Below are 22,659 nucleotides of genomic sequence, written 5' to 3'. Positions count from 1 at the left end.
AGCCCCGCAATGCGGGGCTTTTTCTTGGCGTGGATATTTACTCCTGTGGCTTAGGCTCGTGATGTTCCATCTTGCCCATGCCGTGGTGGTGCTGACCTCTTGGGCCATGGTGATTGAACTTCTTTGCGCCTCGCATTTCGTGGCGATCAAGTTTGCCGTCTTCGTTGCGATCAAGAGCCGCAAATTCCTTCTGGCGCTGCTTTTCAATCGCTTCCAGCGTTATCTTGCCGTCACCCTTCACGTCGAGGCGGCGCTCCATACGGTCGGCCGCACGGCTCACCATACGCTTAAGCGCAAGCGCTTCGATTTCATCGCGGGAGAGTACACCGTCGCCATTGGTGTCAGCGGCTTTCAATTCATCCATACGAGAGAATTTCTCAAGATCAATCGGACCGCGTTTGCCCTTGGCTCCATCATTTTGCGTAATGGAAGTATCCGTCGCTGACTTGTCTGTATTTTCGCTCGATTTGTCCTGTGCGAACGCAGGGGCGGACAGCAATGCTGATGCGATTACAGCGATATACAATGTCTTCGATTTCATAGTGCTTTGACTCCATCACTCTATACAAGGGCGCCATTGATTGGCGTGTGAGTAATGTCGACCATATTAGGTGAACCTGATATGAACAGGCCAATTAATAATTCGTAATGTTATGATGGCTTCTTTGCGAGGCGTCTTTCTCTGAACATAGAGAAGAGGCCCGCAGCCACAACGATGCCCGCGCCGGTGATAACATTCCAGGTTAATTGTTCATGGAACACGAGGACGGCGATGAAGGCACCGATGACGAGCTGTAAATATGTAAGAGGTTGTACTTCACCGGCTTCAAGAATGTCGTAGGCTCGAATGAGGCAGTAGTGGCTTGCAATTCCACAGGCGCAGAGTGCTGCCATCCACGGCCAATCGTGTGGGGCAATCGATTCCATATGAAACAAGCCAACGGCCGTGAGGACAACCGCACCGCCGATGCCCGTATAGAAGAAGCTGGTCATCGCGCTGTCGTATTTGCTGACCGCACGCGTTGCGATGACGTAAATGGCAAACATCGTTGTTGCAGTCAGAGGGAACAGCAAGTTCCAGTCGAAATAGACATGTGTTGGGTCAATAATGAGCAGAACGCCGAACAAACCGACCACGATGGCGGTCCAGCGTCGCCAACCCACTTTTTCGCCAAGGAAGGGCACAGAGAGCATCGTGACGAGCAGAGGTCCAACCTGGAAGATTGATTGCGCCATCGCCATACCAACCCTGCTAAGGCCAAATACGAAGACAACAATTTCCGTTGCGAGCAGCACGCCGCGAAAAATCTGCAATACGGGTTTCTTGGTTGCCGCTGCACGGGCAATTCCCCCGGACCGTACGGCAAGCAGAATCACGAAGACGGCAAAAGCCCAATACCGCACCATCGTGATAAAGATGGGCGAGTAATGCGATCCGAGATACTTCGAAATGCCGTCCTGCGTAGCGAATATGGCGACGGCAATAAGTGTAAATGTGTAACCAAGGCTTTTGGGGGTCATGGGGCACTCATAGTCCCACTATGCCGGTTTCGCCATGTCTAATTATGCATGGCTGCCGCTATTTATGATCGACAATATCAGGGAGCAAAAAAGAACATTTATCGCTGAAGATACAAATTCAGCCGGATTATCCGGCCGCCATGTAATCAGCGGTAACTCTTTGAAAGAAGAGGAGAAAATGGTGGGTGATGTAGGGATCGAACCTACGACCCGCTGATTAAGAGTCAGCTGCTCTACCAACTGAGCTAATCACCCACTCGCTTCTCCGAGGCAGCGGCCCCGGTGAGGTGAGCGGTTCTATAAAGGCCGCTTTTCTGTCTGTCTAGCCTTCAATCGAAAAAAAACGAAAAAAAGTTTGGTGATTTTCAAAAAGCCCACAAATGCGCTGTTTTCTGAAAATAGCTTCTGCACGCATTTCGAGCATAAGTAACGGCTAATCGTTTTAATTGCTGATGAATGATCGTTCTGAGGGAATCAAATCGTTTATGATTCTGTTTTGAATCATTTTTCAGATGTTCGATGTTGTAACCGGTCTTGCGAGTTTCCATATCTGCAAAGCTTGATCAGGACATGTCCATGCTACGCAATGAGGGGATTGGCACTGTTCATTTGAGCTAATTCATTTGCGCTGCAAATGTCGCAGTCATGTCATCAATTTTTGATGCTTGTCTGAGATGCTTCGGCATATAAAAGACTTGATAAGCAAATATGATTTTTGCCATTGAGTAAAAATGCTGCAAGCGTTTGTAACGCGCAGGCAGGCGAGGGGTTCACGCACCGGATTGTCCTCGTTTCAGAAAACCCGAAGTTGCCCCAAATTTTGGGGACTGCTTCATAATCCGGTTCGCGGCATTTTGAGGACGGAATGGAAAGCATAATTAGCGATCTCGGGCAGTTCATTTCCGATCACCGGGCATGGGCAGGTCCTATCGTGGGCGTCATCGCCTTCGGCGAGTCTCTCGCTATTATCGGAATGTTCATTCCAGCTACCCCGATCATGCTCGCGATTGGTGGTTTGGTGGGGGCAGGGATCGTTGAGCCGTGGCCAATCATCATTGGTGCAATCGTCGGTGCGGTTATCGGCGATATTGTTTCTTATTTCCTCGGCTGGTGGCTTGGTCGTAGCATCATCCATAAGTGGCCGCTGAACAAACACCGCAGCGGGGTGGCGCGCGCGCGTCTTTTGTTCAGGCGCTATGGTTTTTCCGCAGTCTTCCTTGGGCGTTTCTTTGGCCCAGTTCGTTGTACCGTGCCAATGGTTGCCGGCATGATGTCGATGGATCAGACGCGTTTCCAGACAGCCAATATTCTCTCTGCAATGGTTTGGGCACCTGTCATGTTCCTGCCAGGCTGGCTTGCGGGCCGTGGTATGGGCGTTTTCGCGAAAATGAACGGTGATCACATGTTCTGGTTTGTCATTGGCATCACTGCTTTGACAATCGTCGCAACAGTGATCGGCATGCGCTTCTTCAAGGGACGTCCGCGTCGCGAGCGTAAACGCGGCGTGCATGTTTCTCCAGCTGAATAGCATATGGTCTTGCGTGCGAGCTGAGCGTCTGCATAATGCAGTGATCACATGCTCATATGACAACATGGCATTCAGGAGCAGGCAGAGAGCCTGCTTCGTGTCTCTTTAAAAGGTTCATCGCGCTTTATGCCCGACGACAGTTCTGACGATTCGTCTTCACGAAGTCCCGCTCCCTGTATGGGAGCATCAGACTTAAAAGGCTTTGAGCTTTCTCACGCCGTTTGCAGTTTCTTGTGGCCGATCCGTGTTTCAACGGTTCGGGACGGAAATGCATGCGGCGTTTTTTCTGTTTCCTCTTTCTTCTGATTTAGAACGCCGATCTGCTGAAATCAGATTGACGTTCTAATTGTTTGTCTTAACGCGCATCTTGTCCGAAAACCGCTCACACATTTCGGGATGCGCTCTTACAGGAGCCGACACATCATGGATTGGTCCATGGACTGGATTGCCGACCCCAATGCCTGGATAGGTCTCGTGACATTGGTGGTGCTGGAAATTGTTCTCGGCATCGACAATCTCGTCTTCATCGCAATTCTGGCCGATAAACTGCCGCCCCATCAGCGTAACCGTGCGCGTATAATTGGCCTTAGCCTGGCCTTGCTGATGCGCCTTGTGCTGCTCGCATCCATCTCGTGGATTGTGACGTTGCGCGAGCCGTTGATTACCGTGATGGAGCTTTCGTTCTCCGGCCGTGATATCATCATGCTCATTGGTGGTCTGTTCCTGCTTGCCAAGGGTACGATGGAGTTGCACGAGCGTCTTGAAGGCGCGCATGGGCCCAAGAACACCCGCGTTGCACATGCAATCTTCTGGCAGGTCATTGTTCAGATCGTGGTTCTCGATGCCGTCTTCTCGCTTGATAGCGTGATCACGGCTGTGGGTATGGTGCAGCATCTGCCGGTCATGATGATTGCCGTCATCATTGCTATCGCTGTGATGATGCTGGCTTCTCGTCCTCTGATGGATTTTGTCAACAAGCACCCGACGGTTGTTATCCTCTGTCTCGGCTTCCTGATGATGATCGGCTTCAGCCTCATCGTTGAAGGTTTCGGCTTCCATATTCCGAAGGGCTATCTCTACGCAGCCATCGGCTTCTCGGTGCTGATCGAAGCCGCCAACCAGATGGCGCGCAAGAATCGCGAGAAACTGGTGACGACCAATGATCTGCGTGAAAGAACCGCTGGTGCGGTGCTTCGCCTGCTTGGCGGTTATCGCGATGATAATCCACTGTCTGATACGGTCGATGTCATCGCGCAGCAAACTGCTGCAAGTGACGTCTTCTTGCCAGAAGAGAAAGAAATGATCCGTGGCGTTCTCGATCTTGCAGATCGTCCCGTGCGTTCGATCATGTCGCCGCGAAATGAAATCGAATGGCTTGATCTGGGTGAAGATGAAGCGGAGATTCATCAGGCGATCCGCAAGCTCTCTCATTCGCGCGTCATCATTGCCCGTCGTCAGGTCGATGAGTTTGTTGGCGTCGCTTCGGTCAAGGATCTGTTGCTATATATGAGCGACAAGAAGCCGATTGACTGGGATAACGTTGCCAAGCAGCCACTCGTCATCCACGAAAACGCGAATGTGCTTCGCGTCATGGAACAGCTTCGTGTTTCGCCGGTACAGCTTGCTGTTGTGGTGGATGAGCATGGCTCGTTTGAAGGCGTGGTCACGCCGACCGACGTGCTTGAAGCGATTGCCGGTGAATTCCCGGATGAAGATGAAGAAGCGGCCGTTGCAGAATCAGACGGGCAGGGTGGCTATCTGGTCGATGGCTTCGCCGATATTCGCCGTCTCAGCAGCATCCTGCAGCGCGATCTGGTGGATGATGGCGATCGCTACACGACGCTTGCAGGCTATGCGCTCTGGCATCTCGGTCATCTGCCTTTGGGCGGGGAAAGCTTCATTGCGGATGGGTATCAGTTCACGATCGAAGCGATGAACGGTCGTCATGTCGAAAAGGTCCGCATCAGGCCTGTTGACGACTACGAAGTGTAAAATGGAATAATTTTGCGGGCAGCTATATGGTTGCTCGCAAAATATTTCCGTCTGTTAACTCCCATAAAATAAGTAGGATATTGACTTTATCGCAGAAGCCTTCAGAATTAACACATCGTTCATTGTTGCGGCGAAAGCGTGGCCCAAAATGGTCCCAAAATCGTAGCATTGACTGGTGATCGCGAAACGGGCGCGAATTGGAGGTTTTTATGAACCGCAAACTTCAATTGCTGGTGCTAAGTGTAAAAGATGTTGTGCTTCGTCTGACGGCCTATCTGGAGCAGCCTTGGCGTGGCATGAAGCTGAACGCCGAAGAAATCGCCGAGCGTCGTCGTAGCCGTCTAGATCGCGGCGAGCAAAATTTTCTGTGGTGCTGGCAGCATCGTGGATTTTGGTAACATCTAAGCAATGAAAAAAGTTTCGAAAGCCGGGAGCGAAAGCTTCCGGCTTTCTCGTTTTTATTGCGTATTTTTGCCTGTCTTTGGAAAAATATTCTCAGGCTACTTTTGCCGTTAGATGAGGTTTCCAAGAACAGCTATGAAAGTAGTTTATATATTTAAATCAATGATTTAGATTGATTCTTGCTTGTCTCTCTGTAGATTTGTTTCCCAACAGAAGTCGATTTACGGGCACTTTGCGCAAGCAAAGTGAGAAGGGTGCAGTCTATGAAGAAAATTATTCTATATGCGGCAGTAGCGCTTGGTCTGGGTGCGGCTCCTGTTCATGCGCAAGAGCCAAAGGAAATCCTCAACGTTTCCTATGACATCGCGCGTGAGCTTTACGAGCAGGTCAACAAGGCGTTCGTGGCTGACTGGAAGGCCAAGACGGGTGAAGACCTCACCGTCAATCAGTCTCACGCTGGTTCATCCAAGCAGGCTCGTTCCATTCTCGAAGGTCTGGAAGCCGATGTTGTTACCTTCAATCAGGTGACGGACGTGCAGGTCTTACATGACAAGGGCGATCTGATCCCTGCCGATTGGCAGAAGCGTTTGCCGAATAATTCCTCGCCTTATTACTCGTTCCCGGCTTTTCTCGTGCGTGAAGGCAATCCGAAGGGCATCAAGAACTGGGATGATCTTGCTCGTGATGACGTGAAGGTCATTTTCCCGAACCCAAAAACCTCGGGCAATGCGCGCTATACCTATCTGGCGGCTACCGCCTATGCCAATGAAGCTTTCAAAGGCGATCAGGAAAAGGTTCATGAGTTCATCGGCAAGATCTTCAAGAATGTGCCCGTGTTCGATACTGGCGGTCGTGGCGCGACGACGACTTTTGCCGAACGCGGCATTGGCGATGTTCTTGTAACCTTTGAAGCTGAAACACGCGGCACCGAAAAGGTTCTGGGCAAAGACAAGTACGATGTTGTGGTGCCTGAAGTGAGCCTTCTGGCCGAGTTCCCAGTCACTGTCGTTGATAAGGTCGTCGACAAACGCGGTTCACGCAAGATTGCAGAAGCTTATCTCAACTACCTCTATGCACCGGAAGGTCAGGAGATTCTTGCGCAGAACTTCAACCGTGTTCACGACAAGGATGTGATTGCCAAGCACAAGGATATTTATCCGGACGTACGCCTCGTAACCGTCGAGGATGCTTTCGGCGGTTGGGCGAAAGTGCAGAAAGATCACTTTGCCGAAGGCGGCGTGCTTGATCAGCTCTTCACGGCTAAGTAAACAAGACTATCTGGCGAGAGCACCCAGCTCTCGCCTTTCTATTGGAAAAATCCAGTGTCGCTTCTGAGCATGAAACGCAATTCGGTGCTGCCGGGGTTTGGACTGACCCTTGGCTGCACTTTGCTTTATCTGGCTATCATCGTAGCCCTGCCTCTTCTGGCAATGATCCTTAAAACTGCAAGCCTTGGCTGGAGCGATTTCTGGACCATCGTCACATCGGATCGCGCACTGGCAACCTATCGCATCACGTTAAGTGCTGCCGCTGTTGCCACGATTCTCAACGGTCTGTTTGGCTTGCTGTTAGCCTGGGTGCTGTCACGCTATCAGTTTCCGGGCAAGCGATTGATCGATGCAGCTGTTGACCTGCCATTTGCGCTTCCGACTGCAATTGCCGGTTTGGCGCTCGTGACGTTGTTTGCGCCGAATGGTTGGTTCGGGCGGTTTTTGGAGCCGTTGGGTATCAAGGTTGCTTATGCGCCGCTCGGCATCATGATCGCGATGTTCTTCACCAGCATTCCTTTTGTCATTCGCACCGTACAGCCAGTACTGGAAGACATGAGTGCGGATGTAGAAGAGGCCGCACGCAGTTTGGGGGCCAGTTCGTGGCAGATATTCTCACACATCATCTGGCCAACCATTTTCCCAGCTTTTCTGGCTGGCGCGTCGCTGTCATTTGCGCGCAGTCTGGGCGAGTTCGGATCAATTGTTTTCATCTCCGGCAATCTGCCCTTTGAAACGGAAGTGACGTCGCTGCTCGTCTTTATACGGCTTGACGAATATGACTATCCTGCAGCCGCAGCGCTGGCCTCCGTCATGTTGCTGATGGCGTTCTTCATGCTTCTCGTGACCAATCTCATTCAGGCAAGGCAGCTTCGTTATGCAGACCGTTAGTGCGAGCCTGCAGGCGCGAAATGCGCCCGGACCAGTGCGCAATCTGTTGATCTGGCTTGCGACCATCCTGTCGATCATTTGTATTGGTGCACCGCTGGCGCTTATTTTCTCCTATGCGTTCAGCAAAGGTGTTGGCGTCTTTTTCGGTGAAATCCTCAAACCCGATACGTTGCATGCCGTCTGGCTGACTATTCTGACCGCAATTGTAGTCGTGCCGATCAATATGGCGTTCGGTGTCTGTGTTGCATGGCTCGTCACGAAGTTCCGCTTCCCGGGCCGCAGGTTGCTGATCACCTTCGTGGAAATCCCGTTCTCGGTTTCTCCGATCGTTGCCGGCGTGACCTATCTCTTCCTCTATGGTTCGCAGGGGCTGCTTGGGCCGCTGCTCGAATCCTACGATGTGAAGATCATGTTCACGGTTCCGGCCATCTTTCTGGTGAGTCTGTTTGTGACATCGCCTTTCGTGGCGCGTGAGCTCATTCCGCTGATGGAAGTGCAGGGCAGTGATGAGGAAGAGGCGGCCCTTACACTCGGTGCCAATGCGTGGCAGACATTTTTCTATGTCACGCTGCCCAATATCAAATGGGCGCTGCTCTATGGCGCTGTGCTTTGCAATGCACGTGTCATGGGTGAATTTGGTGCGGTGTCCGTGGTATCGGGCGCTATTCGTGGAAAGACCAACACGCTACCGCTGCAGGTCGAACTTCTGTTCAACGACTATAATGTTGCCGGCGCTTTTGCTGCCGCTTCAACATTGGCTGGCATTGCGCTTCTGACGCTCGTTCTCAAAATCTGGCTTGAACGCAAGCAGCATAGCTAAAAAGGAAACCGCCCGTTTCTATTGTCACGGGCGGTTCGCGGTCACGCTGCTTGGGAGAGCGTGTGTGTTATCGGCTCGCGGTGAAGCGAAGAGGCGAGGATTGAGCCTTCAGGCCAGCGGTTGAAACCGCTTTCCACATTGATGTGTCCTGCATGGCCAACATCAACGAAGCCTGAGCCCCAGACATTCGCCAGTGCTTCTGCCTTGGCGAAACTCATATAATTGTCATTGCGGCTTGCAACGACGATCGACGGGAAAGCCAGCTCATGACGCGGTAGGGGAGCGAAACTCGCAAAGCGACTGTCTTTGCGGGCCATGGTTTCAACGTCTGCTGGCGCGACCAGAAGAGCGCCTGCGACGTGAGCTGCAGCTGGACGGCTTGCGAGATGCGAAACAAGAATACAACCAAGACTGTGGGCAACCAGAACCGCGCCGGGGTTTTCGGCGAGTTTAGCTTCGAGCGCGTGCATCCAATCGGATAGCACCGGATAGTGCCAGTCGTCCTGTTCGACGAGCACTGCTGACGGATCGTCATGCAACCATTGGCGCTGCCAGTGGCCTGCTTCCGATCCCTTGTAACCGGGGATAATCAATGTCGCAGGCATGCGTTAGTTCCTCTTGGAAAGAGCCTTGGGAGGCTGGTTTTGCTTCGCAATGGGAGGTCACGCAAAACAGTTTCCAAGATAAGGGCTGTTTGATGCTATTTTAAGGAAAATTAATTCAATATGAGGCGGGTAAGTGAAAATTATACCCGCCTCTCAGGCGTTACTTCTTTCGTTTATCGTTCCAGCGCAGAACGAATTGCGACTTCTCGAAAACCAGAACCACGATCAGCGATATCGCGAATGGTATCAGAAGGTAAAGCAGGCGGAAGACGATAAGAGCTGCCAGAACATCAGCCTGATCCATATCCGGCAGACCGGTCAGGAATACCAGCTCGAGAACACCCAGCCCACCGGGTGCATGGGATATGAGGGCTGCTGAAAACGAGACGAGAAAGATGCCAAGAATGATCAGGAAGCCGGGGTTTCCCGCTTCTGGAAGTGCGAAATAAATAATGCCAGCAGCACCGATAAGTTCGAGTGGAGCCACGATGAGCTGTTGGGTCACAACAGGCAGGCGCGGATATTCCAGACGAAACTTACCAATCTGCAAGGGGCGCAGCTGTAACCAGCTGCCAAAGATATAGAGCAGCACAAAAGCCAGCATCAACAGCGCAATGACAATCGATACTGTCGGCGTGAGATCGGCATTGAACCGCATCAGAATATGCGGTTCCAGCAACAGGACGATGCTGGAGGTTATGATCACACCAAGAATAAAGGTGAAGGAACAGAAGGCAATCAGCACCGCAATTTCACTGCCCGGCATTCCTTGCGAGGAATAAGCGCGATAGCGAACAACGGCGCCGGAGACAACCGATGCGCCAATATTGTGTGACAACGCATAGGTCGTAAACGAGCAAAGTGCGATAAAGAGCCAGGATATTTTACGGCGCAGGTGAAGAAGTGCGATACGGTCGTAGCCTGCAAGCGAACTATAGGCGAGAAGCGCCGAAGCTGCCGCAAGTAACCAATGATGAGTGCGGATTGCATAAAGACTGTCCAGAACGTCATCGAGAGAGATGCTGCGCAATTCCCGATAGAGAAGCCATGCTGAAATAGCGACTGCACAGATGCCTATTACAGGCCAGACATAATCCTTGAATTTCATTAACTGGCCACCGCACATTCAATTCGCATGTTTTCCCCTTTTTCTCATCTGTCGTTCTGATCCTTTAAAGCGCATCTTTTTTATCCGTGTTCATGTGATGCGCTTTAACAATTTCGTTGCTTGCCTTTATCCCAAGACTGATTCCAACTTTTGGGAGTCATGCTTTAGGTAGCGTTGGGTTCCATCCCTTTTGCTTCCACCAGTGGTCCAAATGGTGCGTGAGGTGTTTGAAGGCTCTCGCTCCGCTTCTCATTTATAATCGCTCTCTCCATGGCTCCGGCGATTTCCGCTTCACCCAGAATGACGGAGTCTGCACCAAGATCGCGCAGATATTGTGCTTCAGCTGGCGAACAGGCGCGCACAATGATGTGTAAGCTCGGGTTCGCCGCACGGGCGAGCGATGTTGCACGTCCCGCCTCAAATGCATTTGGTATAGCAATCACAAGATTGATCGCTTCCTCCGGATTCGCCGCCCTCCATATTTCAGCATCAGCGGCATTACCCGCAATAGCTTCAATGCCGATTTCTTTCAATCTGAAATAAATCTTGGGCGAATCTTCGATGACGAGGAAAGGCATGTGCTTTTCCTGAAGGCTTGCGGCCACACGCTGGCCGATTTGGCCATAACCGACAACGATCGTGTGTTGTTTGAGACTAGTCAGCGGCAGCGGGGCTGGTTCGGATACATCTAAGTTTGTTTCGTTCGATTCTGCCGAGGTTATGCCGCTGCCCATACGCTTCTCAATCCATGGTCGCATCCGTTCAGCGACGATGAACATGACTGGATTGAGGAAGATGGACAGGATTGCGCCAGCGAGAATCAAATCACGACCCTCGGGTGGTAACAGATTGAGGCTGACACCGAGCCCGGCCAGAATGAACGAGAATTCGCCGATCTGTGCGAGGCTTGCCGAAATGGTCAGAGCAGTGCCGACCGGTCGGCGAAAAGCGCGGACGATGAAAAACGCAGCGACTGATTTTCCAACCAAAATGATGGCGAGGGTTGCAATCAGGGGCAGGGGATCGCGGATGAGACTCATGGGATCAAACAACATGCCCACGGAAATGAAGAACAGAACCGCGAAAGCGTCACGCAGCGGCAAGGATTCTTCTGCAGCCCGATGACTGAGCTCGGACTCGCTCATCACCATGCCTGCGAAGAATGCGCCAAGTGCGAAAGACACACCGAAAAGATGGGCCGCACCGAAGGCGACACCGAGCGCAATGGCAAGAACACCCAGTCGGAAAAGTTCGCGCGAGCCGGTCTGCACGATGACGTTCAAAATCCATGGGATTACCTTGCGCCCCACCACCAGCATGAGCGCTACAAAAACGGCAACCTTCGCGATAGTGAAAAGAATAATGCCGCTAATACCAAGGCCAAGCCATTCGATGATCGGATTGCTTGCTGCGGCATGGTCGGTTTGGCCACCGATACTTGCAAGCGCAGGCAGAAGTACCAGCGCCATGACCATGGCCAGATCTTCGACAATGAGCCAGCCGATAGCAATGCGTCCCCGTTCAGTATCGATGAGACGAAGATCCTGCATTGCGCGCAAAAGGACCACGGTACTTGCAGTCGAGAGTGCAAGGCCAAAAACCAGCCCGGCTTTCACGTCCCAGCCAAGCGCCAGACCAAGAGCTGTACCCAATGCCGCTGCTGCCGCGATTTGGGCCAGCGCCCCGGGAACCGCAATGGCTTTCACCGAGAGAAGATCTTTAAGGGAGAAGTGAAGCCCAACGCCGAACATCAGCAGAATAACGCCAATTTCAGCCAGTTGGAGAATGAGTTCCTGATCGGCAACGAAACCGGGTGTATGCGGGCCAGCGATGACACCAGCAAGCAAATAGCCGACAAGGGGAGAGATTTTAAGACGGGTGGCAATGGTGCCGAAAATAAAAGCCAGACATAACCCAATGACGATTGTCGCAATCAAAGGCGTGTCATGGGGCATAGGGATGCCTTCCCGTTCTTCAGTCTTATAAGATTGTCATGGAAAGCCGGGCATAGTCGAAACCATGCCCGGCAATGAGATTACTTCTGCGCTGCGGCGTTGTCTTCAAGAGCCCGATGGGCTTCCTGGCGGTGCTGCCACCAGTTACCCAGCAGAAGCAGGATAGGTGCTGCAATGAAGATCGACGATGAAGTCGCAATGAAGATACCAAACAGCATCGGCACGGCAAAATTGTGAACGGCGCTGCCGCCCCATATGGCCATTGGAAGCATACACAGGAATGTCGTCGTCGATGTATAAATACAGCGGATGAGCACCTGATTGATACTCATATCGACGATCTCGCGCAGTGGCTTTGATTTATAGAGACGCATGTTTTCACGCATGCGGTCATAAACCACGACCTTATCGTTTACAGAATAACCGATAGCGGTCAGAAGTGCTGCGATGGCCGTCAGGTTGAAGTCGAGCTGGAACAACGCGAAGAAACCGACCATTTTTGTGGTATCGAGGACAAGCGTGATAATCGCGCCCATCGCAAAGAACCACTCAAAGCGCCACCAAAGATAGATCAGCATGCCGAGCGCTGAAAGCACGACGGCGATGAAGCCGGAGCGAGCAAGCTCGCCGGAAACCTTCGGTCCGACAACTTCGGTGCGTTCGATCTTTACGCCAGCATCGAGTTCAGTCACGGCTTCGCGCATTTTGTTGACGGCAACCGTTTGCGCTTCCTCACCGCCATCCTGACGCTGGATACGGATCAGAACATCATTTGGGCTACCGGCTGATTGGAGTGCAACTTCACCCAACCCCAGCGTACCAAGCTTTTCACGCAATTGCGCCAGATTGGCAGGCTGTGATGTAACGATTTCAGCCTGAATACCGCCCTTGAAGTCGATGCCGTAATTGAGGCCGGGCTTGAAAAACAGACCAATCGACAGGATCGACAGAACAATCGAAACACCAATGCCGATAAAGCGCGCATTCATGAAGTTGATATTCGTCTTTTCGGGAACGAATTTCAGGAATGGCTCAATGACAAGCACTTTCAGCTTACGCTTGCGAACATACCAAGCCATCGCCATGCGGACGAGTGTCACGTCGGTGAACATGGAGATTGCGATACCGAGCATCATGGTGATCGCAAAACCGCGTACCGGACCTGTGCCAAATGTGAAGAGCAGCAGGGTAGAAATCAGCGAGGTAACATTCGCATCCACAATGGTCGAGAAAGCCGCGTGGAAGCCCTTGTCGAGAGCGGCCATAGCGCCCAAGCCTCTTCGCGTTTCTTCACGGATACGTTCATTAATAAGAATATTCGCATCAACCGCGATACCGATACCGAGAATGATACCAGCGATACCCGGCAATGTCAGCGTCGCTCCGATAAGGCTCAACGCGGAGAAGGTCAGCAAGGTATGAAGCAGGAGTGCTACGTTGGCAATCGTACCCCAGACGCCGTAGAGGAGCTGAATGAAAACGGCTACGAGAACGAAGCCGATGATACCTGTGACGAGACCCATTTTGATGGCGTCGCCGCCAAGATCCGGTCCAACTGTACGTTCTTCGATAACAGTTAGCGGAGCTGGCAGGGCGCCAGCACGCAAGAGTGCGGAAAGAACAACACTGTCCTGAACTGTGAAGCTGCCGCTGATCTGACCGTTACCACCTGTGATCGGCTCACGAATAACCGGTGCACTCAGCACCTTGCCGTCAAGAACGATCGCAAAAGGACGATTGACGTTCTTGGTCGTAATATCCGCGAATTGACGTGCGCCAAGGCTATCGAAACGGAACGAGACGATTGGTTCGTTGGTGCGCTGATCAAAGCCAGCACGGGCATCAGTCAGGCGCTCACCGGAGAGGGCGATCTGATCCTCAATCGGATATTTGATGTTCGGATCTTTGGAATCCGGAAGGATGCTGACACCTGGAGGCGGTGCATCATTCGGATTGGCGTCCGCTACCATGTGGAAGCTCATCTTCGCAGTGCTTCCAAGAAGCTGACGAAGCTGTGCTGGATCCTGAAGACCTGGAAGCTGAACAACGATACGGTCGGAACCCACACGCTGAATCGATGGTTCGGCAACGCCGACCTGATCCACACGCTGGCGGATGATTTCAAGGCTCTGCTGAAGAGCCGAGTCCAGACGATAGTTGAAGCCTGCTTCCGTCAGCGTCAGACGAATCTGATTGTCACTGGAAGTGACGTCGATATCGTTGATCGCTGTACCGAAGCCGCTGGTATTAACCTGCGAAATCAGCGTGCGCAGTGCAGTGTCGGCCTTTGCACGCTGATCGGCATCCGGGATGCTCACAATAACTGCATCACCGACAGCGCGGATCGACTGTGGCTGGATACGTTCGGTGCGCAGCTTGCTGCGGGCGTCATCGAGCAACGTGCGCAGGCGATCTTTCTTGAGGGTCGCCGCATCCACTTCGAGAACGAGATAGGAACCGCCACGTAAGTCGAGGCCGAGCGTAACCTGCCGTTTCGGGAACCATGACGGCAACGCGTCGAGTTGCTGCTGTGTGAAGAAGTTGGGCAAGGCGATAATGACACCGATCAATACGATCAGGCCATAAAGCACAGCGACCCATTTAGAAGTACGCATGAGTTGAAATTCCGGATATTGAGTGCTTAAAATTTTGTATCAAATACAAGGTCTTAAAGCACATTTCTTCGTAAGTGATTCAGGATTGGTCAATGCCAATCTCAAGGATGGTCGCTCAAACGCTCAGTGGTGGCGCGCGAACCGAAGCATAAGTGCTTCGCGAAAGTCTCAGACCCCTGATGGCGCTCGCAGTTTCGACATGCTTTGTGCCGAAGAAGGCCAGTTCATTTGGCAATGCAGAAAGCCCAGCGCCATTTCCGTCGGGATAAGCGGCTTTGATCTTCGCTGCTATTGCTTCAGCCAGGACTGCGCGCATTGGCTGCGGTGCAGGCGTCGATTGCTGACGAGCAGGGGTCGCGGGTGCATCTGCAACCTGCTGTGCGGCCATATTTTTAGGTGCGTTGCGGCAGGCTTCATCACCGAATACGGAAAGGTCCACAGCAAACATAAAGGCAGCAAACGACAGGACGCACGTCACAACCAGCATGAAACCATGCTGACGATGACGAACAGTGTGCTGATCCCTGTTGTTCATGCCTTTAATCAAAACGCTCGGACTTTCCTCTACAGTCGTTCCGCAGAAATTAGCCAGTGCCAGAGCGGTTTTCTCAATGGTCTAACCCGCTCTAGTTATTCGATTTTACGCAAAGCCCGATAGGAAAAGTTCGTCATCTTATCGGTACTTAGCGTTGACACCTACAGCATCGATTCACAAATTGGAATCTATTTCTGTCGTGTTTCGCTTGTTGGTGAGTATGACACGGATCAACATGGTTTTGAATCTCCGGCGCGGAAAAACAGATCCATCCTCGTTTGGGCCCGCTCGATTATAAAACCGATTTCGATTTTCAGACCAATGTTGTAGGGGTTGTTTCCGCTTTAATGCGCTTTATGTTGAAACCGTGATTGTGAAATTGGCAGAGTTCAAATTGGCATATTTACCGACGTTCCGCGCCATTGCTTTTGCAATGACCACTTTTGCCGTGTCCATCGGAGCGCTGAATGGTTCGTTTGCTCAGGACAACAAACCGCAACCAGCTCAGCCTGCTGCCATACAAGCGGCACCAGCCCCAGTCTCAGCCCCAGTCTCAGCCCCAGTCTCAGCCACGGAAACTGGCGCTCCGAGTGTGCCCGCATCTGCTGCAGATAGAGCGCCTGTATCCAGCGTGGTGCAGCAGCAAAAGCCCATCATCAACGATCTTAAGCAACAAACCAAAACAATCAATGATCAGTTGCAGAAGTCTACAACCAGCGATGAAACGCTGGCCAATCTCAAGCTGCAACTTGATGGCCTCTCCAAGAAATTGCTTGATGCTGGTGTAGCGTTTCGTCCGCGTCTGGCCGAAATTAATACGCGACTTGAGCAGTTGGGAGCCGCCCCTTCGGGCGATCAACCGGCCGAGCCAACCATTGTTGCAGAAGAACGAGCGCGATTGGCTGCTGAAAAGGCAGAAATCAATGCAGTCATTGGCGAGACCGAAGATACATCGCTTTCAGTTAATCAAATGTCGGCGAAAATCGGCAATATGCGCCGTGATTTGTTCGCACAGACGCTATCGCAGCGCGTCAGTCTCGATCTGACGCTTGGAACAGAAGTGACATCGGCCGCAGGCGACCAGATGGTTTCGCTGTGGAGTATCGTGAAGTCATGGTGGCGCTTCGTTTTCACGTTCAAGCTGAACTCGTTTCTTGCTGCGGCCTTTTTCGCACTTGTTGCGGCACTGATCATCCAGCTTGGTGCGCGCCGCATGCTCGGCACTCTTTATGAGCGTGATCCGACAATTGAAGCGCCGTCTTATCTGAGCCGCCTGTCGGTAGCCTTCTGGTCGACAGCGATCCCATCGGGTGCCGTTGGTGTTTTTCTCGCCACGACATATTTCTTTCTCAACTACTTCAATGTCTTAAGACCTGATATAGCGACGCTTTTACAGTCGCTCTTTATTGTTCTGGGCATCGTTTTCTTTATCAGCCGACTGGCGTTTTCTTGCATCAGCCCTTACACACCTGCTTGGCGACTGGTTCCTGTTGCACCCCGCCCGGGTCGTGTTCTTGTCTGGCTGATTACGGGTATGGCGCTGATCAATGGGCTTGATTCGTTTTTCAGCAAGGTGAACCAGGTTTTGTCTTCACCACTGTCTCTGACGATGGCGAAAAGCCTGCTTTCGACTGTGGTAATCGGCATTTTGATACTGATCATCGCGCTGTTGAAGCCTATTGAGAGAAACGGGGAGGAGGGTGTCCGTCCCTGGCCTAAGGCCTTTCGGATTTTCCTGATTATTCTCGGGCTTTTGCCGATCTTTGCGGCAGGTTTCGGCTTTATCGGTCTGGCGCGTTTTGCGGCACAGCAGATCGTCGTAACCGGCGCTTTCCTTGTCACGATGTATCTCGGTTTTCTGACGGGACGGGCGATTTCGGAAGAACAGGCATTCGCTTCCAGCCCGATTGGGCGGGTGATGCGCGACCGTTTTCATTTCGATGAAGCGACACTTGACCAGATCGGGCTTGCAGTTGGCATTCTGATCAATTTTGTCGTGGCGCTGGTTGGCATACCGCTAGTGCTTATGCAGTTTGGATTCCAGTGGTCGGAGCTGAAAAGCACCTTCTACAATTTGATGACAGGCTTTCAGATCGGAAATATTTCCATTTCGCTGATGGGAATCCTGACTGGTATCGCACTTTTCGTTCTTGTTTATCTGATGACACGCTGGTTCCAGAACTGGCTCGACAATAGCGTCATGGCGCGCGGCCGCGTTGACTCGGGCGTGCGCAATTCGATCCGCACAGTGATTGGCTATGTCGGTTTGGTCCTTGCAGCACTTGTCGCGGTGTCTGCGGCTGGCTTCAATCTTTCCAGCTTGGCGCTGATTGCCGGTGGTCTGTCACTTGGTATCGGTTTTGGTCTTCAGAATATCGTCCAGAATTTTGTTTCCGGTCTGATCCTGTTGGCTGAGCGGCCATTCAAGGTTGGTGACTGGGTTGAGGCAGGAACTGTCAGTGGTATCGTCAAGAAGATCAGTGTTCGCGCGACAGAGGTCGAAACGTTCCAGAAGCAGTCGATCGTGGTTCCCAATTCCACGCTTATCAATGGTAATGTTGGTAACTGGACGCTTCGCAACAAGCTTGGTCGTATCGATATCAATGTGCAGGCAGCCTATACGGATGAGCCGCGTCGCGTTCACTCATTGCTGCTTGAAATCATCCGCGGCCATCCGTCGATCCTGAAGAATCCGGAGCCGTTTGTATCGTTTCAAAGCATGAATGACACGCTGATGATTTTCGATGTCTATGCGCATGTCGCAGATATTACATCGACCGGTGGTATCAAAAACGAATTGCGGTTCCAGATTGTCGAGCGTTTTCACGCAGAAGGTATTCAGCTCGCGTCCACGGCCCCTGATCTCGTGCTTGGTGTTTCTGAAATCGAGAAGCTGTCCGAGCTGGTTAGTAAGGACGTCCGGCGAGCTGCAAAAGCACGTAAGGAAAAGCCAGCAGAGCCTGAAAAGGCTGAAAAGCCAGAACACGATGACAAGGTCTGAATAAACGGGCGTAATTTATGAACATGTCGTTCAGTTGCAGTTCAGTTTTGAAGCTTTATAAATGATCATGAAGAGGGGCAGGTACACTGTCTCGGGGCAAATAGGGCCGAATATCAGGCTTGTAGCGGGAGCAGTGGAAACGCTGAGACGATATGAACAGAACTCAGGTCAATTATGCTGGCAAGGTTGCGATTGGTGCGATACTCGCTATTTCGTTCTCTATACCGAGCCTTTATGCTGCGACTGTTGCTAATAACGACAGCTCTGCACAGACGATTGTCGTTACCGAAGGCGCTTCCAAGCGTGAAATGCTGGTTGCACCGGGTGAGACGGTTGATTTTTGCAGCGGCGGTTGCTTTGTAACCTTCCCGAACGGTGATCGTGAGGCGCTGAAGGGCGATGAAACGATTACTATTTCCGGCGGCAAGGCAACCATTCAGTAAGCTGATCATAATACCAAGACGCCAAGATGCTGGCGCATCACGCCTTGAAAATGTTCAATTGCCACACGGGCTTAACCAATATCCCCTGAATTTCACTTATCGGATATTGGTATAAGAAATTGAAAAAGCCGGGGTGTTCGCCCCGGCTTTTTGTCACCTGTCATCAACTGCGCGGCTTAAGATTTTCCGGATCGTAAAGCGGCTTGTAGCCAATTGATACGACTTCGACCGGATAGGTCTCGCCGAAATATTCCACGTTGAGCTTGCGGCCTTCCTGACAGTAGGACCAAGGCAAATAGGCAAGTGCGATGTTCTTGCCTATCGTTGGGCCGTAAGCGATGGACGAAGTGAACGAACGGCGTCCGAGTTCATCGACCAGTGTTTCGCCGGTTTCAGGATCCATAACCGGCAGAATGCCAACGGGGTAGCGAGCCACACCCTTTGAATCAACGTTCTCGCTCATAACCAGCGTGCAGAGCATGGCCGGCTGATGTTCGCGAGCCTTGTATTCAAGGTGTTTGGCCTTGCCTCGGAAATCCGCTTCCTTGACCTTTGGGCGTGCGAGGTCTGCTTCAAGCAAATTATACTCGGTGAGCAGGTCCGCATTCTGAAGCCGCAGGCTCTTTTCCATGCGGCGCGTATTCGCATAGGTTTCGACGCCCACGGCAATAGCACCAGTTGAGCGCAGTGCGTCCCATATGGCCAGACCGTCCTCGTAGCGCATATGCAATTCCCAGCCTTGTTCACCAACATAGGAAATACGGAACGCTGTTACGTCCTTGCCAGCGATACGGATTGGCTTGATGGCTGCAAAAGGAAAGTTTTCGAGATCGAGACCTTCAGGATTTTCGACGACCTTCTTCAAATTGTCGCGGGCGTTTGGTCCCCATATGCCAATGGTGACGTATTTTTCTGTGACATCGGTGATAGTGACGTCAAAGCCCTTATCTTCGGCGACGCGGCGCATGTAGTGGAAGTCGCGTGGGCCTGCATCAGCACCGTTGATCATGCGGATGCGATCAGCCATGCGAATTGCAGTGAAGTCAGCACGAACCATGCCTTCATCGTCGAGGAAGTGGGTGTAGATGCCTTTTCCGATATTGGCATCGCCGCCGATCTTGGCAGCACAAAGCCATTCCATAAGCTCGACATGATCTGGTCCTTCAATGTCGTACATGGCGAAGTGCGAGAGGTTGATGATGCCGCAATCGTCGCTTAAAGCCAGATGCTCGGCGTTGGACACGCGCCAGAAATGGCGGTTGTCCCATTCGTTCTCACGCACCGGGACGCGGTCGCCATATTTTTCCAGTAGATGTTCATTGGCGGCATAACCATGCGCGCGCTCCCAGCCGCCAAGCTCCATGAAATGGCCGCCAAGTTCCTTCTCGCGTTCGTAAAATGGCGAGCGGCGAATATTACGGCCTTTGGAGAAGGGTTCGCGCGGATGAACCGCCGGATTGTACACTTTCATCGCCGTTTCCGTGCAGCGATCCCAAATGAACTGCTCGGTCATCTGATGCGGATAGAAACGGGAATAGTCGATGGCATGGTGGTCGATTGCTGTCCGTCCATCCGTCATCCAGTCGGCGATGAGCTTGCCCATGCCCGGGCCATCCTTGACCCAGATGGCAACCGCATACCAAAGCCCGCGCACCTTCTGACTTTCGCCCATGGATGGGCCACCATCGGTCGTGACCTGAAGAAAGCCGTTGAAGGAGTGACTTTCATTATAACCCAGCTCACCAAGGATCGGCGTCAGTTCGATGGCGCGTTCAAGCGGCTCGAGAACCTGTTCCATGTCGAGATCGCGCTGGGATGGCGACAGGCGTGCTTCGTGCTTTTCAAGCAAATCGCGTGGATGGCAGAGCCGCGGATTAGTTTCCTCGTAATAACCCCATTCGATCTGGCCGCCTTCGGCTGTCTTCGGATCGCCGGTGTCACGCATATAGGCGGAGTTACCCTGATCACGCAGAAGCGGCCAGCCGATTTCCTTGCCGGTTCCGGCAAATTCATTATACGGGCCAAAAAATGTGAGCGGATGGTCAATCGGCATGACAGGTAGGTCTTCGCCAACCATTTCGGCGATGAGACGCCCCCAAAGACCAGCGCAGATGACCACATAATCGGCTTCAATCGTGCCCCGATGGGTAACGACACCCTTGATGCGGCCATTTTCAACAATGAGCGACTGCGCCGGGGTATTCGCAAAGCTTTGCAGTTTGCCTGCAGCTTCGGCCTGATCGATCAGCTTGCCTGCAACCGTCTGCGAGCGAGGGATGACAAGACCTGCATCTGGGTCCCACAAGCCGCCCTGAACGAGGCTTTCCTCAATAAGGGGGAACTTCTCTTTGACCTCGGATGGTTTCATCAGGCGGGCGCGGGTGCCGAAGGCTTTTCCGGATGCGACCTTGCGCTTCAACTCTTCCATGCGGGAATCGTCACCGACGCGGGCGACTTCAATGCCACCAACACGGGCGTAATGGCCCATCTTTTCATAGAAATCGATGGAATAGAGCGTCGTCCAGCACGACAGGAAGTCATGGCTGGTGGCGTAGCAGAAGTCGGATGCGTGCGCTGTCGAGCCAATATCGGTGGGGATACCGGATTTATCGATGCCGACAATATCGTCCCAGCCACGCTTAATCAGGTGGTGGACGACCGACGCGCCAACGATGCCGCCGAGCCCGATAATGACCACTTTCGCTTTCTTAGGAAACTCTGCCATTTTATGCGATCCCATTTTGTATTTGACGGAATCATAGTGATTGGCATGGGCCGACAATTGTCATTCTACGACATAATCACGGCGTGAGGCGACCGAAGCTTATTGGTTGCTGCACGTCGGTGCGTATGCGCAAGGTCTGACCATGCATCAAGCTGATGATTTGATTCAGGGGGTGGGCTTATCGGTATGATTTTAAAAGAAAAGCCGCATCAGGAAAGATGCGGCTTGTGATACAAGAATGGCGGTTAAGCCGCGATGAGCATTTTACGATCAGCGCGCTCCTGCTGTGGCGAACGTCCATAAAGTTCACGATAGCACTTGGAAAAATGCGACGCGGAAACGAAGCCGCATGCGACGGCCACTTCAACCACCGGCATGGATGATTGCAACAGCAGATGCCGCGCTCTGTCGAGGCGTATTTCGAGATAGTAGCGCGCGGGCGAACGGCCCATTTCCTGACGGAAGAGACGTTCGACCTGGCGACGTGACAGGCCAATATTATGGGCTACGTCGATGAGTGCTTCCGGTTCTGAAAGATTGGCTTCCATCATTTCGATGATGGTGAGTATCTTCGAGTTCTGTATGCCGAGACGTGCGCGCAGTGGCAGACGTTGACGATCATGCGGATTGCGAACCCGGTCGGTGAGGGCCTGTTCGCAAATTCGATTGACTAGATTATCGTCAAAATCGTCGCCGATGAGCTTTAGCATCATATCGAGCGATGCCGTGCCACCTGCGCAGGTATAGATGTTGCTGTCGACCTCAAAGAGATCGGCATAAACCTCGGCCTTTGGAAAGGCTTCCGAAAAACCGGGCAGGTTTTCCCAGTGAATGGCACAGCGTTTGCCAGATAGAAGGCCAGCGGCCGCCAGAATATGGGCGCCGGTACAAAGACCGCCAACCGCGACCCCACGATTATATTCCTCGCGCAGCCACGCAAAGACGGACTTGTTGCGGAATTCTTCGACATAGACCCCGGAGCAGACAAACACCATGGATGGGCGCTGTTCGCGCTGCAGAAAACGGCGTTCGTCTTCCAGCGACGCGGTGACCGCGCATTCCACGCCATTTGATGCTTTAACCGGCTTGCCATCGGTGGAGGTGAGCCGCCAGCGATAGGCCTCATAACCTAGCATTCGATTCGCAATGCGCAGCGGCTCGATCGCCGTCGCAAATGCGATCATCGAGAAGTCAGGGACCAGAAAAAAAACAATAGACCGCTTAATCGATGAAGCTTGATTCATAGCCTG

The 22,659-nt window shown here is 52.4% G+C and carries 17 protein-coding genes and 1 tRNA gene; 8 read left to right on the top strand and 10 right to left on the bottom strand.

All coding sequences use genetic code 11. The features are described from left to right. Nucleotides 1–37: 37 nt before the first annotated feature. The 3 genes from CEV33_RS07630 to CEV33_RS07620 all read right to left on the bottom strand — a co-directional run bounded on the left by CEV33_RS07630 (nucleotide 38) and on the right by CEV33_RS07620 (nucleotide 1,776). Nucleotides 38–541 (bottom strand): EF-hand domain-containing protein, encoded by a 504-nt coding sequence (locus CEV33_RS07630; RefSeq protein ID WP_094539848.1) that lies wholly within the window; start codon nucleotides 539–541, stop codon nucleotides 38–40. A 110-nt stretch (nucleotides 542–651) separates the two neighbouring features. Next, the gene (locus CEV33_RS07625) at nucleotides 652–1,521 is read right to left on the bottom strand and encodes a DMT family transporter (RefSeq protein ID WP_094539847.1); all 870 of its coding nucleotides are present in this window, start codon (nucleotides 1,519–1,521) and stop codon (nucleotides 652–654) included. Nucleotides 1,522–1,700: 179 nt separating this feature from the next. Next, a tRNA-Lys gene (locus tag CEV33_RS07620) sits at nucleotides 1,701–1,776 on the bottom strand. Nucleotides 1,777–2,386: 610 nt separating this feature from the next. Here CEV33_RS07620 and CEV33_RS07610 point away from each other — a divergent pair. From CEV33_RS07610 to cysW, 6 genes are all read left to right on the top strand, one after another. Next, a complete protein-coding gene (locus CEV33_RS07610) occupies nucleotides 2,387–3,049 on the top strand; it encodes a DedA family protein (protein ID WP_094539846.1) in 663 nt (220 codons plus the stop codon). A 423-nt stretch (nucleotides 3,050–3,472) separates the two neighbouring features. Further along, the gene (locus tag CEV33_RS07605; protein WP_094539845.1) at nucleotides 3,473–5,041 is read left to right on the top strand and encodes a TerC family protein; all 1,569 of its coding nucleotides are present in this window, start codon (nucleotides 3,473–3,475) and stop codon (nucleotides 5,039–5,041) included. Nucleotides 5,042–5,250: 209 nt separating this feature from the next. Beyond that, on the top strand, nucleotides 5,251–5,439 hold the full coding sequence (locus tag CEV33_RS07600) for a hypothetical protein (RefSeq protein WP_094539844.1): 189 nt from the start codon (nucleotides 5,251–5,253) through the stop codon (nucleotides 5,437–5,439). A gap of 267 nt (nucleotides 5,440–5,706) precedes the next feature. Next, on the top strand, nucleotides 5,707–6,711 hold the full coding sequence (locus CEV33_RS07595) for a sulfate ABC transporter substrate-binding protein (protein ID WP_094539843.1): 1,005 nt from the start codon (nucleotides 5,707–5,709) through the stop codon (nucleotides 6,709–6,711). 69 nt (nucleotides 6,712–6,780) lie between these two features. Beyond that, nucleotides 6,781–7,602, top strand: coding sequence for a sulfate ABC transporter permease subunit CysT (cysT, locus tag CEV33_RS07590; RefSeq protein WP_094540251.1), 822 nt, complete (start codon nucleotides 6,781–6,783; stop codon nucleotides 7,600–7,602). Further along, nucleotides 7,589–8,422 carry a sulfate ABC transporter permease subunit CysW gene (gene cysW, locus CEV33_RS07585; protein WP_094539842.1) on the top strand — a complete coding sequence of 278 codons (834 nt, stop codon included), beginning with the start codon at nucleotides 7,589–7,591 and terminating at the stop codon, nucleotides 8,420–8,422. Before cysT ends, cysW begins: the two co-directional genes overlap by 14 nt. A 41-nt stretch (nucleotides 8,423–8,463) precedes the next feature. On the opposite strand, the gene CEV33_RS07580 is transcribed toward cysW, so the two are convergent. The 5 genes from CEV33_RS07580 to CEV33_RS24675 form a co-directional block, all read right to left on the bottom strand. Further along, the gene (locus CEV33_RS07580) at nucleotides 8,464–9,027 is read right to left on the bottom strand and encodes an alpha/beta hydrolase (RefSeq protein WP_094539841.1); all 564 of its coding nucleotides are present in this window, start codon (nucleotides 9,025–9,027) and stop codon (nucleotides 8,464–8,466) included. A 160-nt stretch (nucleotides 9,028–9,187) separates the two neighbouring features. Continuing rightward, nucleotides 9,188–10,135, bottom strand: a complete 948-nt coding sequence (locus tag CEV33_RS07575; protein WP_094539840.1) for a lysylphosphatidylglycerol synthase domain-containing protein — start codon at nucleotides 10,133–10,135, stop codon at nucleotides 9,188–9,190. 164 nt (nucleotides 10,136–10,299) lie between these two features. Beyond that, nucleotides 10,300–12,090, bottom strand: coding sequence for a YbaL family putative K(+) efflux transporter (gene ybaL, locus CEV33_RS07570; protein WP_094539839.1), 1,791 nt, complete (start codon nucleotides 12,088–12,090; stop codon nucleotides 10,300–10,302). Between the two features lie 80 nt (nucleotides 12,091–12,170). Next, on the bottom strand, nucleotides 12,171–14,705 hold the full coding sequence (gene secD, locus CEV33_RS07565; protein ID WP_094539838.1) for a protein translocase subunit SecD: 2,535 nt from the start codon (nucleotides 14,703–14,705) through the stop codon (nucleotides 12,171–12,173). Between the two features lie 115 nt (nucleotides 14,706–14,820). Continuing rightward, complete coding sequence (locus CEV33_RS24675) at nucleotides 14,821–15,240, bottom strand: hypothetical protein (protein WP_094539837.1); 420 nt, start codon at nucleotides 15,238–15,240, stop codon at nucleotides 14,821–14,823. A gap of 394 nt (nucleotides 15,241–15,634) precedes the next feature. On the opposite strand from CEV33_RS24675, the gene CEV33_RS07555 reads away from it, so the two are divergent. Together CEV33_RS07555 and CEV33_RS07550 are read left to right on the top strand one after the other, a co-directional pair. After that, the gene (locus CEV33_RS07555) at nucleotides 15,635–18,241 is read left to right on the top strand and encodes a mechanosensitive ion channel family protein (protein WP_094540250.1); all 2,607 of its coding nucleotides are present in this window, start codon (nucleotides 15,635–15,637) and stop codon (nucleotides 18,239–18,241) included. A 152-nt stretch (nucleotides 18,242–18,393) separates the two neighbouring features. After that, nucleotides 18,394–18,684, top strand: a complete 291-nt coding sequence (locus tag CEV33_RS07550) for a hypothetical protein (protein ID WP_094539836.1) — start codon at nucleotides 18,394–18,396, stop codon at nucleotides 18,682–18,684. A 163-nt stretch (nucleotides 18,685–18,847) separates the two neighbouring features. Here the strand turns inward: CEV33_RS07550 and CEV33_RS07545 are convergent, their stop codons facing one another. Then, nucleotides 18,848–21,409 carry a GcvT family protein gene (locus CEV33_RS07545; protein ID WP_094540249.1) on the bottom strand — a complete coding sequence of 854 codons (2,562 nt, stop codon included), beginning with the start codon at nucleotides 21,407–21,409 and terminating at the stop codon, nucleotides 18,848–18,850. Between the two features lie 245 nt (nucleotides 21,410–21,654). Continuing rightward, nucleotides 21,655–22,653 carry a GlxA family transcriptional regulator gene (locus tag CEV33_RS07540; RefSeq protein ID WP_094539835.1) on the bottom strand — a complete coding sequence of 333 codons (999 nt, stop codon included), beginning with the start codon at nucleotides 22,651–22,653 and terminating at the stop codon, nucleotides 21,655–21,657. Nucleotides 22,654–22,659 lie beyond the last annotated feature (6 nt).

This window comes from Brucella grignonensis, from assembly GCF_002252505.1.
GTDB lineage: Bacteria > Pseudomonadota > Alphaproteobacteria > Rhizobiales > Rhizobiaceae > Brucella > Brucella grignonensis.
The sequence above is the reverse complement of the archived record's forward strand: the minus strand, read 5'-3'. Positions and strand labels throughout refer to the sequence as shown.